Genomic DNA, 16,150 nt, shown 5'->3' with positions numbered 1-16,150 from the left:
CGTCGGTTTACGGTCCCTGCGGGCCGGCCGGCGCGAGCCAGGCCGTCCAGCCGGGTGTGTGGTGCAGGGGGTACGGCGTCCAGTCGCGCGCATAGTGCGGTGGGCGCTGTCCCTTTGTCGTGAGGAGTGCGGTCGGCACCTTCGCGGCGCGGTCGAGGATGCCCGCGACGGTCGTCGAGACGTTGTTGCCGTCCACCTGGGCGGAGGCGCAGCCCGCGTCGTAGGCGATGGGGAGGGCGCGCGGACCCGTGACCAGGCAGGGCGGGCGCAGGCCCAGGGTGCGCAGGCCGTCGGCGGCGGCGCGGTAGCGCTCGTTCGTGACGGCCGCGGACGCGGTGACCTGGGCCAGGACAGTGGGCTGCGAGACCAGCTGCGCCGCGACGAGCAGTCCCGCGAGGACGAGGGCCCGGCGCGAGCTGAGGCGCGTGACCAGGCCGGCGACCGGCAGGGCGAGGAGCGCGTAGGCCGGGAGCAGGAAGCGCGGAGCCGAGTAGTCGATCATGAGCAGATAGGGCACGGAGAGCGCGGCGGCGACGGCGATGGGGAGCGCGGTCGGCAGGAGCCGGCGCTCGCGCGAGGCGTAGGCGAGCGCGGCCGCGGCGAGCAGGGGCAGAGCCAGCCACCACAGGGTGAGGCCGGGGGAGCCCTGGGTCGCCGTGCACGGGCGGCACAGCAGGGGGCCGTTGAGGCTGGACCAGGCGTTGTCGAAGTTGAGGTGCAGGCCCATGTCGCCCTCGGTGGCGCTCGACACGTGCAGCCGGTCCTGCACCGAGCCGAAGCGGATGTACGCCTCCGCGACCCATTGAGCGAGGCCGACCGCGAGTCCGCCGACCAGGTGGAGCAGGGTGCGGCGGTTGCGGAACAGGGCCGTGGCGATCAGGGGCAGGGCGAGCCAGACGGCGTCCGGGGCGCGGAACAGGGCGGTCACGGCGACACAGCCCGCGAGCCACCGATCGGCGCGGGGGTCGCGTCCGAGCATCGCGCGCAGGAACCAGCCGGTGGCGGCGACCGCGCCGAACGCGACCCAGAGGTTGGGCATGGCCTGAGGCCCGGAGATCTGGGTGATCCACAGCCCCGCGAACAGCAGCGCGGCGAGGGCGGTGGTACGGGCCCCGACGACGGGACGCCATACGCGGAACGCGGCGTACAGGGCGGCCGACGAGAGCAGCGTGAGCGCGATGCGCAGGACGAGGACGGACGGGGTGGCCACGATGAACGGCGTGGTCAGGAAGCTGATGCCGCGGGAGCGCGGCGCGCTGAAGAAGGCGGCGGGGACACGCGGGTCGTACTGCGACACGTACACGGTCTCGTCCCACCCGAGCGCGTGCGCGAGCGGCGGCACGACGAGCACCAGCTGAACGAGGGCGTAGGCGAGGGCGACGAGAGCGAGCCACGGAGTGGCGCGGCCACGCTTTCCGGGCGCGCGGGACGAGGCGCCCGGGGCGGTCGCGGTGGCGGCTGAGTGGCGGGGAATGGGCCCGATGCGGCGGCGGGTGGTGGTGATGATGGCTGCGACGTGGGCCCCTGGGCGGGCGGCCCCGGCCCCTGGATGGACTTTCTCCGGTCGGCTCGTCTCCGGCTTGTCTGTCTCCCGTCGGCTCGTCCTCGTCGGCCGGGCTGTCTGCGGTCGGATTTTCTCCGGTCGGCCCGACGCAGGCCGGCCCGTGTCCGGCTGAGTGGTGGAGGCGGTCGGGTCCGTGTCCGGGCGAGCGGTGGCTGCCCGGTCCGTGTCCGGGCGAGCGGTGGCGTTCGGGTCGGGCGGCTGGGCGGGATGCCGCCGGAGCGTCGAGTGGCCCGGCGGGGAAGGGCGCTCGGCCCGCCTCCGCGCCGTAATTCCTGTCTCCGGCCGGGCGGCGGTGGCGGCCGTACCCGGCCGGGTGTCGGGCCGGGAAACGGATGGCTCGGGCTCGGACAGGGACGGGCCGGGGCCGGATGCGGATGGCCCGGATACGGATGCGGATACGGACGGCCCGGGAACGGATGTGGAGGCGGACGGCCCGGAGGCGGATGCGGACGGTCCGGGCTTCGGGTGGGGGTCGGGCCGGGGGGCGGGTCGCCGCCGGTTCTGATCGGCCCGCCTCCCCCGGCCCTCGGTGGCCCGGTCCCGCTTGGCTCCGGGGGCCTTGGGGCCTTGCGGGCGGGCCGGTTCTGGGGTGGGGGTGCCGAGGTGTGCGTCGTCGGTCGTCATGTGCCTTCCCGCTCGTGTGTCACGTGGGGCGTGGGTCCGAGCGGGCACCGCGCACGGGCGCGGTGCGGGCCGGGCCTCGGGGCGAACGGGTCTTGCGCCGCGCCCAGGCGGCCGCCCGGTGGCGCAGCCGCTGCCAGGAGCGCAGGCGCCGCGTCTCACGGAGTTCGGCGAACAGGAGCTCGTAGCGGGCGACGATCGGATCGGGGTCGTAGCGGCGGGCCGACGCGAACGCGGCGCGGGCCATGGAGTGCCGGCGCGGCGCGTCCTGGATGAGGTCGACCACGGCCTCGGCGAGGGCACGCGCGTCCCCGACCGGTACGAGCCGGCCGTCGACACCGTCCGTGATGATCTCGGCGGGGCCGAGCGGCGCGTTGGTGCTGACCGCCGGAACCCCGCATCGCATGGCCTCGACGAGCGTCATCCCGAAGGACTCCGCGTCGGAGGCGGACACCACGATCGAGGCCTTGGCGAACTCCGGCTCGATGGGTGAGCGCGCCCCCATCAGATGGGCGCGCCCGGTCAGCCCGAGCCCGGCGACGAGATCGCGCAGCTTCGCCTCCTCGGGCCCGCCGCCGTAGATCCGCAGCTGCCATTCGGGTTCCTGCGCGGCGACGGCCGCGAAGGCCTCGAGGAGCAGGTCGAAGCGCTTGCCCGGCGCGAGACGCCCGGCGCTCGCGATGATCTTGGAAGTTCCCTCGGACGGGGGACAGGGCGCCTCCGGCACGATGTTCGGGACCGACAGAACCCGTACGCCCGGAAGGGGCATGCGCGCCCGGTACACCTCGGCGTCCGCCGCGGTCATGGTGACGACGGCGTCGAGGGAGCGGTAGTGGCGGGCGAGTACCGCCCGGAGCTTCTTGCTGTGGGCGTCGTGGCGCAGGTGCTCCTGCCCGATGCGCAGCGCGGTGCGCGGGCCGTACATCGCCAGATAGACGTTGATGCCGGGGCGCGTACCGATCACGACGTCAGCGTCGCAGTGCTCCAGGTAATCACGCACACGCAGATCGTGCAGACGGGTGTACTGCTTGTGGCGCTTCTCGGCGGCGGGAAAGTCCTGCGCGGGTTCCCCGTAGGCCGCGTACCGCGTGTCGACGCCGCCGATGCGCGTGTCGACGAGCGGGACCAGCGAGACGGCGGGGTCGATCGTGAAGCGCGGCACCTCGCGGTGCCGGGACATCGAGACGATCTCCACCTCGTGGCCGCCGCACCCGGCGAGTGCCGAGGCGAGGTTGAGTGTGGTCCGTACGGTCCCGCCGATCGCGTAGGCGTTGTGCAGCAGGAACACGATCTTCATGGACAGCCCTCCCGGCGGGCACTGTGCCCGCAACATACGGCGGCAGCCTGGTCCAGCGAGGTAAGCGGCCGTGCGCGCCCGGGTGAGAGACGGGTAAGAAGGGGTCCGGCGGGCCCCTGGTCAGGGGGTACGCCCCCCGGCGCGGGGGGCACACTGGAACGCGTGTCCCCAACCGCTGCGTCCGCCACGCCCCGCGCCACGTCCCCGACCGTGCTGCTCGCCGAGGACGACCGTGCCATCCGCCATGCCCTGGAGCGGGCCCTGACCCTGGAGGGCTACGAGGTCACGGCGGTCGCCGACGGGGTGGAGGCGATCGCCCAGGCCCACCGCAACGCGCCCGACATACTCGTCCTGGACGTGATGATGCCGGGCATCGACGGCCTTCAGGTGTGCCGGGTGCTGCGCGCCGAGGGCGACCGCACGCCGATCCTGATGCTGACGGCGCTCGTCGAGACGCCCGACCGGATCGCCGGCCTGGACGCGGGCGCGGACGACTACGTCGTGAAGCCGTTCGACGTGGACGAGGTCTTCGCGCGGCTCCGTGCCCTGCTGCGCCGCACCGACGGCGCGGCCTCGGGCGACGGGCGCGACGCAGCACCGGCCGATCCCGTCGGCCACGTCACGGCGGCCGACCTCCGGATGGATCCGCAGGCGAGGCGGGCCTGGCGCGGTGAGCGCGAACTGGAACTCACCCGCACCGAGTTCGACCTCCTGGAGCTGCTCGTGCGCAACGCGGGCATCGTCCTCGACCACGCCACGATCTACGACCGCATCTGGGGCTACGACTTCGGCCCCGGGTCGAAGAACCTCGCCGTGTACGTCGGCTATCTGCGCCGCAAGGTCGACGAACCCGGCGCCGCCTCCCTGATCCACACCGTGCGCGGCGTCGGCTACGTGCTGCGGGAGGACTGAGGATGCCGCGCCGCCGCCTGCGCGCGTTCCTGCACGGGCGGCCGCGCGCCCGGTCCCTGCGGACCACGTTCGCCGTGTCGTTCGCGGCCGTCGCGGCGGCCGTCACCGTCCTGGTCGGCTTCCTCTCCTACGACGCCGCGGCGCGCCTCGTCCGCGTCGACCAGCAGGCCGTGTTCGACGAGGTCGTCACCGACCTGCGGCAGCAGGTGAAGGAGACCGAACTCACCCCGTACGACTTCGCGTCGGGGGACCCGGACCACGACGGTCCGCGCGACGACCTGATCAGGTCGGCCCGTACGGATGTCCAGGTCCTCGGGCCGGGCGGCCGGATCGTCGACCGCGGCAGCCCGCGGCTGCCGGTGAACGCGGCCGACCGGCGCACCGCCGACGAGGCGCGCGCCGGTGTGACGGAGCAGGCCGAAGGGGCGGAGACGGGCGGTTCGCGGCGCGATGTGGAGATCGGCGGTGACGAGTACCGGTTGACGGCCGTGTCGCTGGGCGGCGGTCGCGGCGCGGTCCAGGTCGCGCAGGAGTTCAGCGACACGGAGGACCTGCTGCGTGAACTCCAGCAGCGCACAGGCCTGTTGGCCGCCTCCGTGATCATCGCGGCGGGTCTCTTCGGCTGGTGGCTGGCGCGCCGGATCACGGGGCGTCTGGTCAGGCTGGCCGAGGCGGCGGAGGACGTGGCGGGCACGGGGCACCTCGATGTGCGGGTGCCGGTCACCGGCGGCGACGAGGTGGGCAGCCTGGGGCGTTCCTTCGACCGGATGCTGGGACGGCTCGCGCGCTCCATGGAGGACCAGCGCCGCCTGGTGCAGGACGCCGGCCATGAACTGCGTACACCGCTCACCTCATTGCGTACGAACATCTCGCTGCTGCGCCGTATCGAGGACCTGCCGCCCGCCGCCCGCGAGGAGCTGATCGCCGACCTCGCGCAGGAGTCGCGTGAACTGACCGACCTGGTGAACGAGTTGGTGGAGCTGGCCGCGGGCAAGGAGGACGACGAGCCGGTCGTCGAGGTGGCGCTCGCCGAAACGGCAGAGGACACGGCGGTCCTCGCACGCCGCCGCACGGGCCGCACCGTCGTCGTGCGTTCGAGGGGCGACACGGTGATCATGGGCCGCCCGTCCTCGCTCCAGAGGGCGGTGTCGAACCTGGTGGAGAACGCGGCCAAGTTCGACAGCGAGGGGACGGAGCCGATCGAGATCGTGGTCACGGGCGGCCTCCCGGACGGCGTGCGCGTCGAGGTGCTCGACCGAGGTCCCGGCATCGCGGACTCGGACCTGGACCGGGTCTTCGACCGCTTCTACCGCGCGCCGGCCGCCCGCAGCCTGCCCGGGTCCGGCCTCGGCCTGTCGATCGTCCAGGAGGTGGCGGCGGCCCACGGGGGCGTGCCGTTCGCGAAGGGGCGAGACGGCGGGGGAGCGGCCATCGGGTTCACGGTGCGGGGGGTGGGGGCCGGCCGGTGGTGAGGGTCAGGGCCAGACGAGGCAGTAGGCCTGGTGTCCCGCGTCGTGCAGCCGGTGACTGAAGTCCTGCCATTCGTGCAGCAGTTGGTACACGTTGAACGCGTCGCGCGGGCCGCCGCGGTCCGGGACCGTCGACCAGATGAACGCCGCGGCGCCCACGGCCTCCTCGCCGACGCCGCGCAGCGGGTCGACGACCGTCATGGGCAGCTTCACGACCGCGTAGTCGGGGTGCAGGACCACCAGTTCCAGCGGGGGGACCTTGTGCAGAGGTATGCCCTCTATGCCGGTGAGGACCATGGCGGCCATCGTCTCCGGCTTGATCTTGGTGAACATGCCGCCCATGCCGAGCTCGTCACCGCCGAGCTCCTCGGGGCGCATCGAGATGGGGACACGGGCCGCCGTGGCGCCGTCGGGCGCGCCGAAGTATTTGTACGTCACCCCCACCCGGCCACCATTCCTGCTCCCGGTCCCGCCCAGTGCCTGCCCGGCTTCCGTTTCCTCAGCCGGTGCCGCTGCCGCCTCCGCGTCGCGCCGGTGCTTTCCCCGCCGGGCACGCCGGGGGCCCAGATCGTCGGTCCCCTCGCCCAGTCCGCCACCGCGATGCATATCTCCACCCGACTGCTTTTCCAGGGCGCCTCGCCCCTTTTCTAGGCCGCGCGGCCACCACCGCGCAACCCGATCATCGTGTCAGTGACCTCCCCCACGGTCACTCGCCGAAACGTGCGGTGAAACACCTGCGCGGGCCGGGGAGCGAACCCCGCGCCGGCGTGCAGCGTGAACGGTCCGCGAGCGGCCCATCCCCTGGGAGTTTAGGTAGTCGGTTCCCGCCGTGGCCAGAGAAGCAGGGGATGAGCCGGGCTCCGGAGAGCCTGCCCGTACGCTGAGAGGCATGGCAGAGGCGAACAACATCCCCGGGTCCGCGGCGCCGCCGTCGGGCGCGACCGCACCGTATCCCTATGAAGCACCGGTCTCGCAGGGTCTTTTCGACCGCGCGGCCCTCGTGACGCCGGGCGGCGTGAACTCGCCCGTACGCGCGTTCCGTGCCGTGGGCGGTACGCCCCGGTTCATGGTGTCCGGTACCGGTCCGTACCTCACGGATGCCGACGGTCGCGAGTACGTCGACCTCGTCTGCTCCTGGGGGCCGATGATCCTCGGCCATTCCCGTCCCGAGGTCATCGCGGCCGTCCAGGAGGCCGTCGCGCGCGGCACGTCCTTCGGTACGCCGGGTGAGGGCGAGGTCGCTCTGGCCGAGGAGATCGTCGCGCGGATCGCGCCGGTAGAGCAGGTGCGGCTGGTGTCCAGCGGGACCGAGGCGACCATGTCCGCGATCCGGCTCGCCCGCGGGTTCACCGGGCGCGCCAAGGTGATCAAGTTCGCCGGCTGCTACCACGGACACGTGGACGCGCTGCTCGCCGCCGCGGGTTCGGGTGTGGCGACCTTCGGGCTGCCGGACACCCCGGGGGTCACCGGCGCCCAGGCGGGCGACACCATCGTCGTCCCGTACAACGACCTCGACGCCGTGCGGGCCGCGTTCGCCGCGAACGAGGGCCAGGTCGCCTGTGTCATCACCGAGGCGTCGCCGGGCAACATGGGCGTCGTGCCGCCGCTCGAAGGCTTCAACCAGGGCCTCGCGGACCTGTGCCGCGCGAACGGCGCGCTGTACATCTCCGACGAGGTCATGACCGGCTTCCGCACGTCGAAGGCCGGTTGGTACGGCGTCGACGGGGTGGCGCCCGACCTGATGACGTTCGGCAAGGTCATGGGCGGTGGCTTCCCGGCCGCCGCGTTCGGTGGCCGCGCGGACGTCATGGGGCACCTCGCCCCGGCGGGACCCGTCTACCAGGCCGGCACGCTGTCCGGGAACCCGATCGCGACGGCGGCCGGTGTGGCGCAGCTGCGGCTGCTCGACGACGCCGCGTACACGAAGATCGACGCGGTCTCCGAGGAGCTGCGCACCCTGGTGGGCGCCGCGCTCACCAAGGAGGGCGTCGCGCACCGTGTGCAGAGCGCCTCGAACATGTTCTCCGTGTTCTTCACGGAGAACGAGGTGCGCAACTACGAGGACGCGAAGGCGCAGGAGTCCTTCCGCTTCACGGCGTTCTTCCACTCGATGCTGGCGCAGGGCGTCTATCTGCCGCCGTCGGCCTTCGAGTCCTGGTTCGTCTCCACCGCCCATGACGAGCGGGCGGTCGAGCGCATCGCCGCCGCGCTCCCCGGTGCCGCGCGCGCGGCTGCGGAGGCCACGCAAGCATGACCACTGCCGGCAAGTCCGACCAGGACATCACCGTCGTCCACGTGATGCGGCACGGAGAGGTGCACAACCCGGAGGGGATCCTGTACGGGCGGCTGCCCGACTATCACCTCTCCGAGCTCGGCCGGCAGATGGCCGACCGGGTCGCCGAGCACCTGTCCTCGCGTGACGTGACCCATGTCGTGGCCTCGCCGCTGGACCGGGCGCAGGAGACGGCGACGCCGATCGCGAAGGCGCACGGGCTCGACCTGGCGACCGACGACCGGCTCATCGAGGCGGGCAACGTCTTCCAGGGCAAGACGTTCGGCGTCGGCGACGGCGCGCTGCGCAAGCCGGAGAACTGGAAGCACCTCGTCAACCCCTTCAAGCCGTCGTGGGGCGAGCCGTACGTCGAGCAGGTCGTGCGGATGATGGGCGCCCTCGACGCGGCGAAGGACGCGGCGCGGGGGCACGAGGCGGTGTGCGTCAGTCATCAGCTGCCGATCTGGATCGTGCGCAGCTTCGTGGAGAAGCGCCGGCTGTGGCACGACCCGCGCAAGCGGCAGTGCACGCTCGCCTCGCTCACGACGTTCACCTATCGCGGAGACAAGATCGTGTCCGTCGGCTACACCGAGCCGGCGCGCGATCTCGTGCCCGCCCATCTCCTCGCGGGCGCCAAGCCCGTGAAGGGGAAGGACAAGGCGTTCGGCGCGTAGCGCTCCCGGCACTCGGCCCTCGGGGCGTTCGGCGCAGGGGCGTCGGCATTGCCCAATTTTGTTCTCCTGGCAGGAACCGCAGTGTTCGTCGCGCCCTCTAAGGGGGTGCCCGTCTCGTACGGGAGCGGGGCGCGACGAATGGGGACCAGGGAATGCCGGACATCACACGAAGGGGACTGATCGGGCTCGGGGCGGGGGCGGCGGCCGCCGCGCTCGCCGGGTGCGGCACCACCAACGGGCAGGGCGGCGGGACGTCCGTGCCGCCGGGCGACAGGCCCGAGGGCGGGGCCGGTGAGCCCGGCAAGCCCGCGGCCCGGCCGATCGGCGACGGCTCGACGTCGTACACGGGCAAGCAGCCGAACCAGCCGGGCAGGCCCGTCCCCCTCGAACCCGGCCAGCAGCCGCCGCAGTTCGTGATCTTCTCCTGGGACGGCGCGGGCGAGGTCGGCAACGGTCTCTTCCCGCGCTTCCTCGAACTGGCCGAGAACCACGGCGCGCACATGACGTTCTTCCTCTCCGGCCTCTATCTGCTGCCGGAGTCGAAGAAGCGGCTGTACCGCCCGCCGAACAACGGGGTCGGCGCCTCCGACATCGGCTACCTCACCGACGCCCACATCACGGAGACGCTGCGGTACGTGCGCCAGGCCTGGCTCGAAGGCCATGAGATAGGCACGCACTTCAACGGTCACTTCTGCGCGGGCGCCGGCACCGTCGCCAACTGGACCCCGGCGCAGTGGCGCAGCGAGATCGACCAGGCCAAGTCGTTCGTCAAGGAGTGGCGCACGAACACGGGCCGGCACGACCTGCCCTCGCTGCCCTTCGACTACGAGAAGGAACTCGTCGGCGGCCGCACGCCCTGCCTGCTCGGCCAGGACAACCTGCTGCCCACGGCTCGCGAGCTGGGCTGGCGCTACGACGCCTCGTCGCCGGGCGGCCGGCAGCGCTGGCCCGTCAAGCGGGGCGGGGTGTGGGATCTGCCGCTCCAGGCCGTGCCGTTCCCCGGGCGCAGCTTCGAGGTCCTCTCGATGGACTACAACATGCTGGCCAACCAGTCGGTGAACACGACCAGGGCGCCCGCCTACAACTACCCGCGCTGGCGCAAGCAGTCGACCGAGGCCTACATAGCCGGCTTCAACCGGGCATACGAGACGAATCGGGCGCCGTTCTTCATAGGCAACCACTTCGAGGAGTGGAACGGCGGCATCTATATGGACGCCGTCGAAGAGGCGCTCAAGCACATGGCCAGACGGAAGGACGTACGCCTCGTCTCCTTCCGGCAGTTCGTCGACTGGCTGGACGTCCAGGACCCGAAGGTCCTCGACAGGCTGCGCTCGCTCGACGTCGGAGCGCGCCCCGACGGTGGCTGGAACAGCTACCTCAAAGCCGCGGCGTGAGCATCGCGCCGTACCCTGGACGACCCTTCCTGAAATGGGGTTTTCCGTACGCAAGGGGGGTGCGGAAGATCCCCTAAACAGACATGCGAAACTTTTCACATGAGTGCCGACTGCCGCGTTTCCCCCCTCGCTGCATCCAAGCGCCGTACCGCCCTCCTCGCCGCAGGCGCCGCGGTCGCTGCGCTGACGCTCTCCGCATGCAGCTCCGGTGGAACGTCCGGCGGTGGCAACAACACCAACTTCGTGACGAACTCCGGCGGCATCTCCACCGTCGACAAGGGTGACCGGCACGACGCGCCGAAGCTGGACGGCAAGGATCTGGAGGGCAAGCCCCTCGATCTCGCCGACTACAAGGGCAAGGTCATCGTGCTGAACGTGTGGGGCTCCTGGTGCCCGCCGTGCCGCGCCGAGGCCAACTACTTCTCGAAGGTCGCGAACGAGACCAAGAGCAAGGATGTCCAGTTCATCGGCATCAACACCCGTGATCCGCAGACCGAACCGGCCCTCCAGTTCGAGAAGGACCACAACATCCCGTACCCGAGCTTCTACGACCCCTCGGGCAAGCTGATGCTGCGGTTCGAGAAGGGCACCCTCAACCCGCAGTCCATCCCGTCCACGCTCGTCATCGACCGCGACGGCAAGATCGCCGCCCGCTCGCTGCGCGCGCTCAGCGAGGACAAGCTGCGCAAGATGGTCGACCCCGTGATCGCGGAGAAGTGAGCGACGGTGCACGCCACGCTCACCGCTCTCGCCGCTGAAGGCGGAGTGAGCAGCACCGTCGAGAGCGGTGCGCTCCTGCTCGCCCTGCCGATCGCCGTGCTCGGCGGTCTCCTCTCGTTCTTCTCGCCCTGCGTCCTGCCTCTCGTGCCCGGCTATCTGTCGTACGTGACAGGGGTCAGCGGCACCGACCTGGCCGACGCGCGACGGGGCCGGATGGCCCTGGGCGCCGGACTCTTCGTCCTCGGCTTCACCGCGGTCTTCGTCTCCGGCGGGGCCCTCTTCGGCTACTTCGGCGAGACGCTCCAGGAGTACCAGGACACCCTCACCAAGATCCTCGGTGTCCTGATGGTCCTCATGGGGATCTTCTTCATGGGCATGATGCCCTGGCTCACCCAGCGCGAATTCCGCTTCCACAAGCGGCCGGTGACCGGGCTGATCGGCGCTCCGGTGCTCGGCGCCCTGTTCGGTATCGGCTGGACCCCCTGCATCGGGCCGACGCTCGCCTCCGTGACCGCCCTGTCGTTCAACGAGGCGAGCGCGGGGCGCGGGGCCATACTGACCGTTGCGTACTGCGCGGGGCTCGGTGTCCCCTTCGTGCTCGCCGCGGTCGCCTTCCGCAAGGCGCTCGGCGCCTTCGGCTGGGTCAAGAAGCACTACGCCTGGGTGATGCGGATCGGCGGCATCATGATGATCTTTACCGGAGTGCTGCTGCTCACAGGAGCCTGGGACACCCTCGTCCAGCAGATGCAGACCTGGTCCAACGGCTTCACGGTGGGAATCTGATCCATGAGCACGACTGAATCCGGCAAGACCGGCGAGGTGAGCGGCGACGAGCTCGGCGCGGCCGGCTCGCACCTGTCCACCGCTCCGCAGGAGGACCGCGACCCGACCCTGCCCCGGCTGGGCGTCATCGGCTGGATCCGCTGGTTCTGGCGGCAGCTCACCTCGATGCGCGTCGCGCTGATCCTGCTCTTCATGCTCTCGCTCGGGGCGATCCCCGGCTCGCTGATCCCGCAGTCCGGGATCGACGAGATGAAGGTGCAGACCTTCAAGGACGCGCACACGACGGTCGCGCCGATCTACGACAAGCTGGGCCTGTTCCACGTCTACAGCTCGGTGTGGTTCTCCGCGATCTACATCCTGCTGTTCATCTCCCTCATCGGCTGCATCGTCCCGCGCACCTGGCAGTTCGTCGGGCAGCTGCGCGGCCGCGCCCCGGGAGCCCCCAAGCGCTTCACGCATCTGCCCGCGTCCGCGACCTGGCGCACCGACGCCGAGCCGGAGCAGGTCCGCGCCGCGGCACTCGACATCCTTCGCAAGCGCCGCTTCCGCGCCCACATCGCCGGTGACGCCGTCGCCTCCGAGAAGGGCTATCTGCGCGAGGCCGGCAACCTGGTCTTCCACATCGCGCTGATCGTGATGCTGATCGCCTTCGCCTGGGGCCAGCTCTTCAAGTCCGAGGGCGGCAAGCTCATGGTCGAGGGCGACGGAGGCTTCTCCAACGCCCTGCCGATGTACGACGACTTCAAGTCGGGCAATCTCTTCGACTCCGACACCGACCTGACGCCGTTCAGCTTCCAGCTCGACAAGTTCGACGGGACGTACGAGCGCAACGGGCCGAACAAGGGGAGCCCGCGCGTCTACCGCGCCAACGTGACCTACAGCGTCGGCGCGACCGGCAAGGAGCAGAAGACCGCGATCCAGGTCAACGACCCCCTCGAGATCGACGGCACCAAGGTCTACCTCAACGGCCACGGCTACGCGCCCACCGTCACCGTCCGGGACGGCCGCGGCAAGGTCGTCTCCCGGCAGGCCGTGCCGCTGCTGCCCATCGACTCGAACGTCACGTCCACCGGTGCCATCAAAGTCATGGACGGCTACCGCGACAAGAACGGCAAGCGGGAACAGCTCGGCTTCAACGCCTTCTTCGTGCCGACCTTCGCGGGGTCCGGCAAGGGCAACATGTTCTCCCAGTTCCCCGCGCTCGACTATCCCGTCCTCGCGCTGTCCGCGTACCACGGAAGCCTGGGTGTCGACTCCGGTATCCCGCAGAACGTGTACCAACTGGACACCTCCAAGATGAAGAAGTTCACGGACTCCAAGGGGGAGCTGCTCAAGACGCGGCTGCGGCCCGGCGAGACCATGAAGCTTCCGAACGGTGCCGGGTCGATCACGTTCGACAAGGACATCAAGCAGTGGGCGAGCTTCCAGATCACCCACCAGCCCGGCGACGGCTGGGCCCTCGCCGGAGCGCTCGCCGCCATCGCGGGCCTCGCCGGCTCCCTGTTCATCCAGCGCCGCCGCGTCTGGATCCGGGCGACCCCCGGAGCCGACGGAGTCACCGTCGTCGAGATGGGCGGTCTCGGCCGCAGCGAGTCCTCGAAGGTGGCCGAAGAACTCGGCGACCTGGCCGCACACCTCCACGAACAGGCGCCCAGCGCCGCCGATCCCCAACCTGCTGTTCCTGCCGAAGGGGCTGAGAAGTGAATCTCGCCGCCGCAACCAACGAGAATCTCGCGCACATCAGCAATGTGCTGATCTACTCGTCGATGGCCGTGTACCTCCTGGCCTTCTTCGCGCACATGGCCGAGTGGCTCTTCGGCAGCCGCAGCAAGGTCGGCCGCACCGCCGCCGCGCTGACGCAGAAGCCCACCGCGCAGAGCGCGGCCGGCTCCGTGAAGGTGCAGGTCAAGGAGAAGAACGGCGGCACCGCCGTCCTGGAGCGGCCCAGCGTCGTGACGCGCGCCGTCTCCGGCACGCGTGACGTGCCGGACGGTCCCGGCGCCTCCGGCGGCGACGAGCAGGGCGACCTCTACGGCCGTATCGCGGTGTCCCTCACCGTGCTCGCGTTCCTCGTGGAGGCGAGCGGTGTTCTCACCCGCGCGCTCTCCGTGCAGCGCGCGCCGTGGGGCAACATGTACGAGTTCAACATCACCTTCTCCACCGTCGCCGTCGCCGTGTACCTCGGCCTCCTGGTGGCGAAGAAGAACATCGGCTGGCTCGGCCTCCCGCTGGTCACCACGGTCCTCCTCGATCTCGGCCTCGCTGTCACCGTCTTGTACACCGCCAGCGACCAGTTGGTTCCCGCCCTTCACTCGTACTGGCTGTACATCCACGTCTCCACCGCGATCTTCTGCGGCGCGGTGTTCTACGTCGGCGCGGTCAGCACGCTGCTCTACCTCTTCCGCGACGCGTACGAGAGCAAGCTGGCGAACGGCGGCACTCCCGGGAAGTTCGCGACCTCCGTCATGGAGCGCCTGCCCGCCGCGTCCTCGCTCGACAAGTTCTCCTACCGCGTGAACGCGGCCGTCTTCCCGCTGTGGACGTTCACGATCATCGCGGGCGCGATCTGGGCCGGCGACGCCTGGGGCCGCTACTGGGGCTGGGACCCCAAGGAGACCTGGTCGTTCATCACCTGGGTCGCCTACGCCTGCTACCTGCACGCCCGCGCGACCGCCGGATGGAAGGGCCGCAAGGCCGCCTACCTGGCCCTGATCGCGTTCGCCTGCTGGCTGTTCAACTACTACGGCGTGAACATCTTCGTCACCGGCAAGCACTCCTACGCCGGCGTCTGACACCGCGACCGCCACCGACGGCCGGTTCCCATGTGACGTGAGTCACGGGAACCGGCCGTCGGCGTACGGACAGATGGGGGGATGTGAAGAAGAATCAGGGGGCACATCAAGCACGCAGAACACGGGTGAGGGACGGTGACGCCGACGCGTTCGGCGAGCTCTTCGACGCCTGTGCCCGATCCGTCTACAACCACGCCTACAGCCTGACCGGAGACTGGTCGACCGCCGAGGAAGTCGTCTCGCTGACCTTCCTCGAAGCATGGCGGCTGCGCGGAAAGGTCGAGCCCGAGGGCGGCTCGCTGCGGCCCTGGCTGCTCGGCATCGCCACCAACGTCACGCGCAACCTGCGCCGCGCCACCCGCAGACACGCCGCCGCCGTCTCCCGCCTCCCGCGCGCGGAGGCCGAGGCCGACTTCGCCGACGACGTCGCAGGCCGCATCGACGACCAGGCCCGCATAGCCCTCGTCCACACCGCGCTGGCCACGCTGCGGCGCCCCGAACGCGAGGTGCTCGCCCTGTGCGTCTGGTCGGGCCTCGACTACCCGGCCGCCGCCAAGGCGCTCGGCGTCCCCGTCGGCACGGTCCGCTCCCGGCTCTTCCGGGCCCGCAGGAAACTCGCCCGCGCCATGGAACTCCCTCACCCCGACGGACAGATGAAAGGCGGCCACGCTCCCGTGGCCGGGCCCATAGAGGAGGGGAACCGATGAACACGCTTCCTGAGAAGGACCTTCCACCGGGCCGGCACCGACTCCTCAAGGAGCATCTGATGACCGAGATCCGGGAGACCGAAGCACCCGCGCGGGCGCCGCGCCGCCGGAAGTGGCTGCGGCCCACGTTCGCCGCCGTTGCCGTGGCGACCGCCGCGGCCGTCACGTTCGTCGTGCTGCCGTCGGACGGCGCGGGCGCACCGCCGCCCACGAAGGAGGCCGTGGCGCTCCTGGAGGACGTCGCGCTCGCCGCCGAGCACTCCGATACGCCCGGCCGCATCCGCGACGACCAGTTCGTCTATGTCGACAGTCTGGTGTCGTACTCGCAGAGCGGCGAGGGCATGAAGACGAAGATCCCGCCGCTGCACCGGCTGGAGACCTGGCAGTCCGTGGACGGCACCCGCAAGGGGCTCGTACGCGAGAAGGGGCGCGGCCAGTGGGCGACCGAAACCGGGCCGGTTCCGGGCGGGCCCGGCTACGAGACGTCCACCGGCTACCGGCACCTGTCCACCCTGCCCACCGACCCCGACGCGATGCTGCGCTGGCTGCGCAGGACTGCCCCGGAGCACAGCGGCCAGCAGGCCGACCATGCCATGTTCGTGCTGGTCGGCGACCTGATCAGAGACGCGCTCGTGCCGCCGGAGGTGGGCGCCGCGCTCTACCGGGCCGCCGCCAGGATCCCCGGCGTGACCGTGGTGAAGGGGGTGAAGGACGCCTCGGGCCGGCCCGGGATCGCCGTGGCCCGCCAGGACCCCGACAACCCCAGCCGCGACGAGTGGATCTTCGACGTGAAGACCCGTGAGTTCCTGGGCGAGCGCACCGTCGCCACCGAAGCCTGGTCGGGCGGGGTGAAGAAGGGCCAGGTCACGAGCAATACGGCGGTCGTGGACCGGGCCGTCGTCGACAAGCCGGGGCAGCGGCCGTAGGGGGTGGGCAGCGGATCCC

General features: G+C 71.0%; 14 protein-coding genes. 11 read left to right on the top strand and 3 right to left on the bottom strand.

Annotated elements, in window-relative coordinates:
* Window positions 1-7: 7 nt before the first annotated feature.
* Together ACFC96_RS39575 and ACFC96_RS39570 are read right to left on the bottom strand one after the other, a co-directional pair.
* Entirely contained in the window at window positions 8-1,351 is a 1,344-nt protein-coding gene (locus ACFC96_RS39575; protein WP_376617147.1) for a hypothetical protein, read from the bottom strand.
* 856 nt (window positions 1,352-2,207) lie between these two features.
* On the bottom strand, window positions 2,208-3,482 hold the full coding sequence (locus ACFC96_RS39570; RefSeq protein ID WP_376617145.1) for a glycosyltransferase family 4 protein: 1,275 nt from the start codon (window positions 3,480-3,482) through the stop codon (window positions 2,208-2,210).
* Window positions 3,483-3,692: 210 nt separating this feature from the next.
* Here ACFC96_RS39570 and ACFC96_RS39565 point away from each other — a divergent pair, with 210 nt between their 5' ends.
* Window positions 3,693-4,394: a response regulator transcription factor gene (locus ACFC96_RS39565; RefSeq protein ID WP_376265886.1), complete on the top strand. Its 702-nt coding sequence runs from the start codon at window positions 3,693-3,695 to the stop codon at window positions 4,392-4,394.
* Window positions 4,395-4,396: 2 nt separating this feature from the next.
* Window positions 4,397-5,866, top strand: coding sequence for an ATP-binding protein (locus tag ACFC96_RS39560; RefSeq protein ID WP_376617143.1), 1,470 nt, complete (start codon window positions 4,397-4,399; stop codon window positions 5,864-5,866).
* 3 nt (window positions 5,867-5,869) lie between these two features.
* Here ACFC96_RS39560 and ACFC96_RS39555 read toward each other — a convergent pair whose 3' ends face one another.
* Window positions 5,870-6,469 carry a hypothetical protein gene (locus ACFC96_RS39555; protein WP_376617141.1) on the bottom strand — a complete coding sequence of 200 codons (600 nt, stop codon included), beginning with the start codon at window positions 6,467-6,469 and terminating at the stop codon, window positions 5,870-5,872.
* A 283-nt stretch (window positions 6,470-6,752) separates the two neighbouring features.
* Here ACFC96_RS39555 and hemL point away from each other — a divergent pair, with 283 nt between their 5' ends.
* The 9 genes from hemL to ACFC96_RS39510 all read left to right on the top strand — a co-directional run bounded on the left by hemL (window position 6,753) and on the right by ACFC96_RS39510 (window position 16,131).
* The gene (gene hemL / locus ACFC96_RS39550) at window positions 6,753-8,117 is read left to right on the top strand and encodes a glutamate-1-semialdehyde 2,1-aminomutase (protein ID WP_376617139.1); all 1,365 of its coding nucleotides are present in this window, start codon (window positions 6,753-6,755) and stop codon (window positions 8,115-8,117) included.
* Window positions 8,114-8,809: a histidine phosphatase family protein gene (locus tag ACFC96_RS39545; protein WP_100597987.1), complete on the top strand. Its 696-nt coding sequence runs from the start codon at window positions 8,114-8,116 to the stop codon at window positions 8,807-8,809. Before hemL ends, ACFC96_RS39545 begins: the two co-directional genes overlap by 4 nt.
* Window positions 8,810-8,961: 152 nt before the next feature.
* On the top strand, window positions 8,962-10,203 hold the full coding sequence (locus ACFC96_RS39540) for a hypothetical protein (protein ID WP_376617137.1): 1,242 nt from the start codon (window positions 8,962-8,964) through the stop codon (window positions 10,201-10,203).
* Window positions 10,204-10,302: 99 nt separating this feature from the next.
* Window positions 10,303-10,923: a TlpA family protein disulfide reductase gene (locus ACFC96_RS39535; protein WP_376265828.1), complete on the top strand. Its 621-nt coding sequence runs from the start codon at window positions 10,303-10,305 to the stop codon at window positions 10,921-10,923.
* A gap of 6 nt (window positions 10,924-10,929) precedes the next feature.
* Window positions 10,930-11,706, top strand: a complete 777-nt coding sequence (locus ACFC96_RS39530; protein WP_376265825.1) for a cytochrome c biogenesis CcdA family protein — start codon at window positions 10,930-10,932, stop codon at window positions 11,704-11,706.
* Window positions 11,707-11,709: 3 nt separating this feature from the next.
* Window positions 11,710-13,410 (top strand): cytochrome c biogenesis protein ResB, encoded by a 1,701-nt coding sequence (locus ACFC96_RS39525; protein ID WP_376265823.1) that lies wholly within the window; start codon window positions 11,710-11,712, stop codon window positions 13,408-13,410.
* On the top strand, window positions 13,407-14,498 hold the full coding sequence (ccsB, locus tag ACFC96_RS39520) for a c-type cytochrome biogenesis protein CcsB (protein WP_376265820.1): 1,092 nt from the start codon (window positions 13,407-13,409) through the stop codon (window positions 14,496-14,498). Before ACFC96_RS39525 ends, ccsB begins: the two co-directional genes overlap by 4 nt.
* 125 nt (window positions 14,499-14,623) lie before the next feature.
* Window positions 14,624-15,205, top strand: coding sequence for an RNA polymerase sigma factor (locus ACFC96_RS39515; protein ID WP_376226999.1), 582 nt, complete (start codon window positions 14,624-14,626; stop codon window positions 15,203-15,205).
* Window positions 15,202-16,131, top strand: coding sequence for a CU044_5270 family protein (locus tag ACFC96_RS39510; protein ID WP_376617135.1), 930 nt, complete (start codon window positions 15,202-15,204; stop codon window positions 16,129-16,131). The genes ACFC96_RS39515 and ACFC96_RS39510 overlap by 4 nt, the downstream gene beginning before the upstream one ends.
* Window positions 16,132-16,150 lie beyond the last annotated feature (19 nt).

Origin of the sequence: Streptomyces sp. NPDC055955 (assembly GCF_042270245.1) — a bacterium.
In the GTDB taxonomy this organism is placed as follows: Bacteria; Actinomycetota; Actinomycetes; order Streptomycetales; family Streptomycetaceae; genus Streptomyces.
Note: the sequence above shows the minus strand (reverse complement) of the source record. Positions and strands in the feature narration are given on the sequence as shown.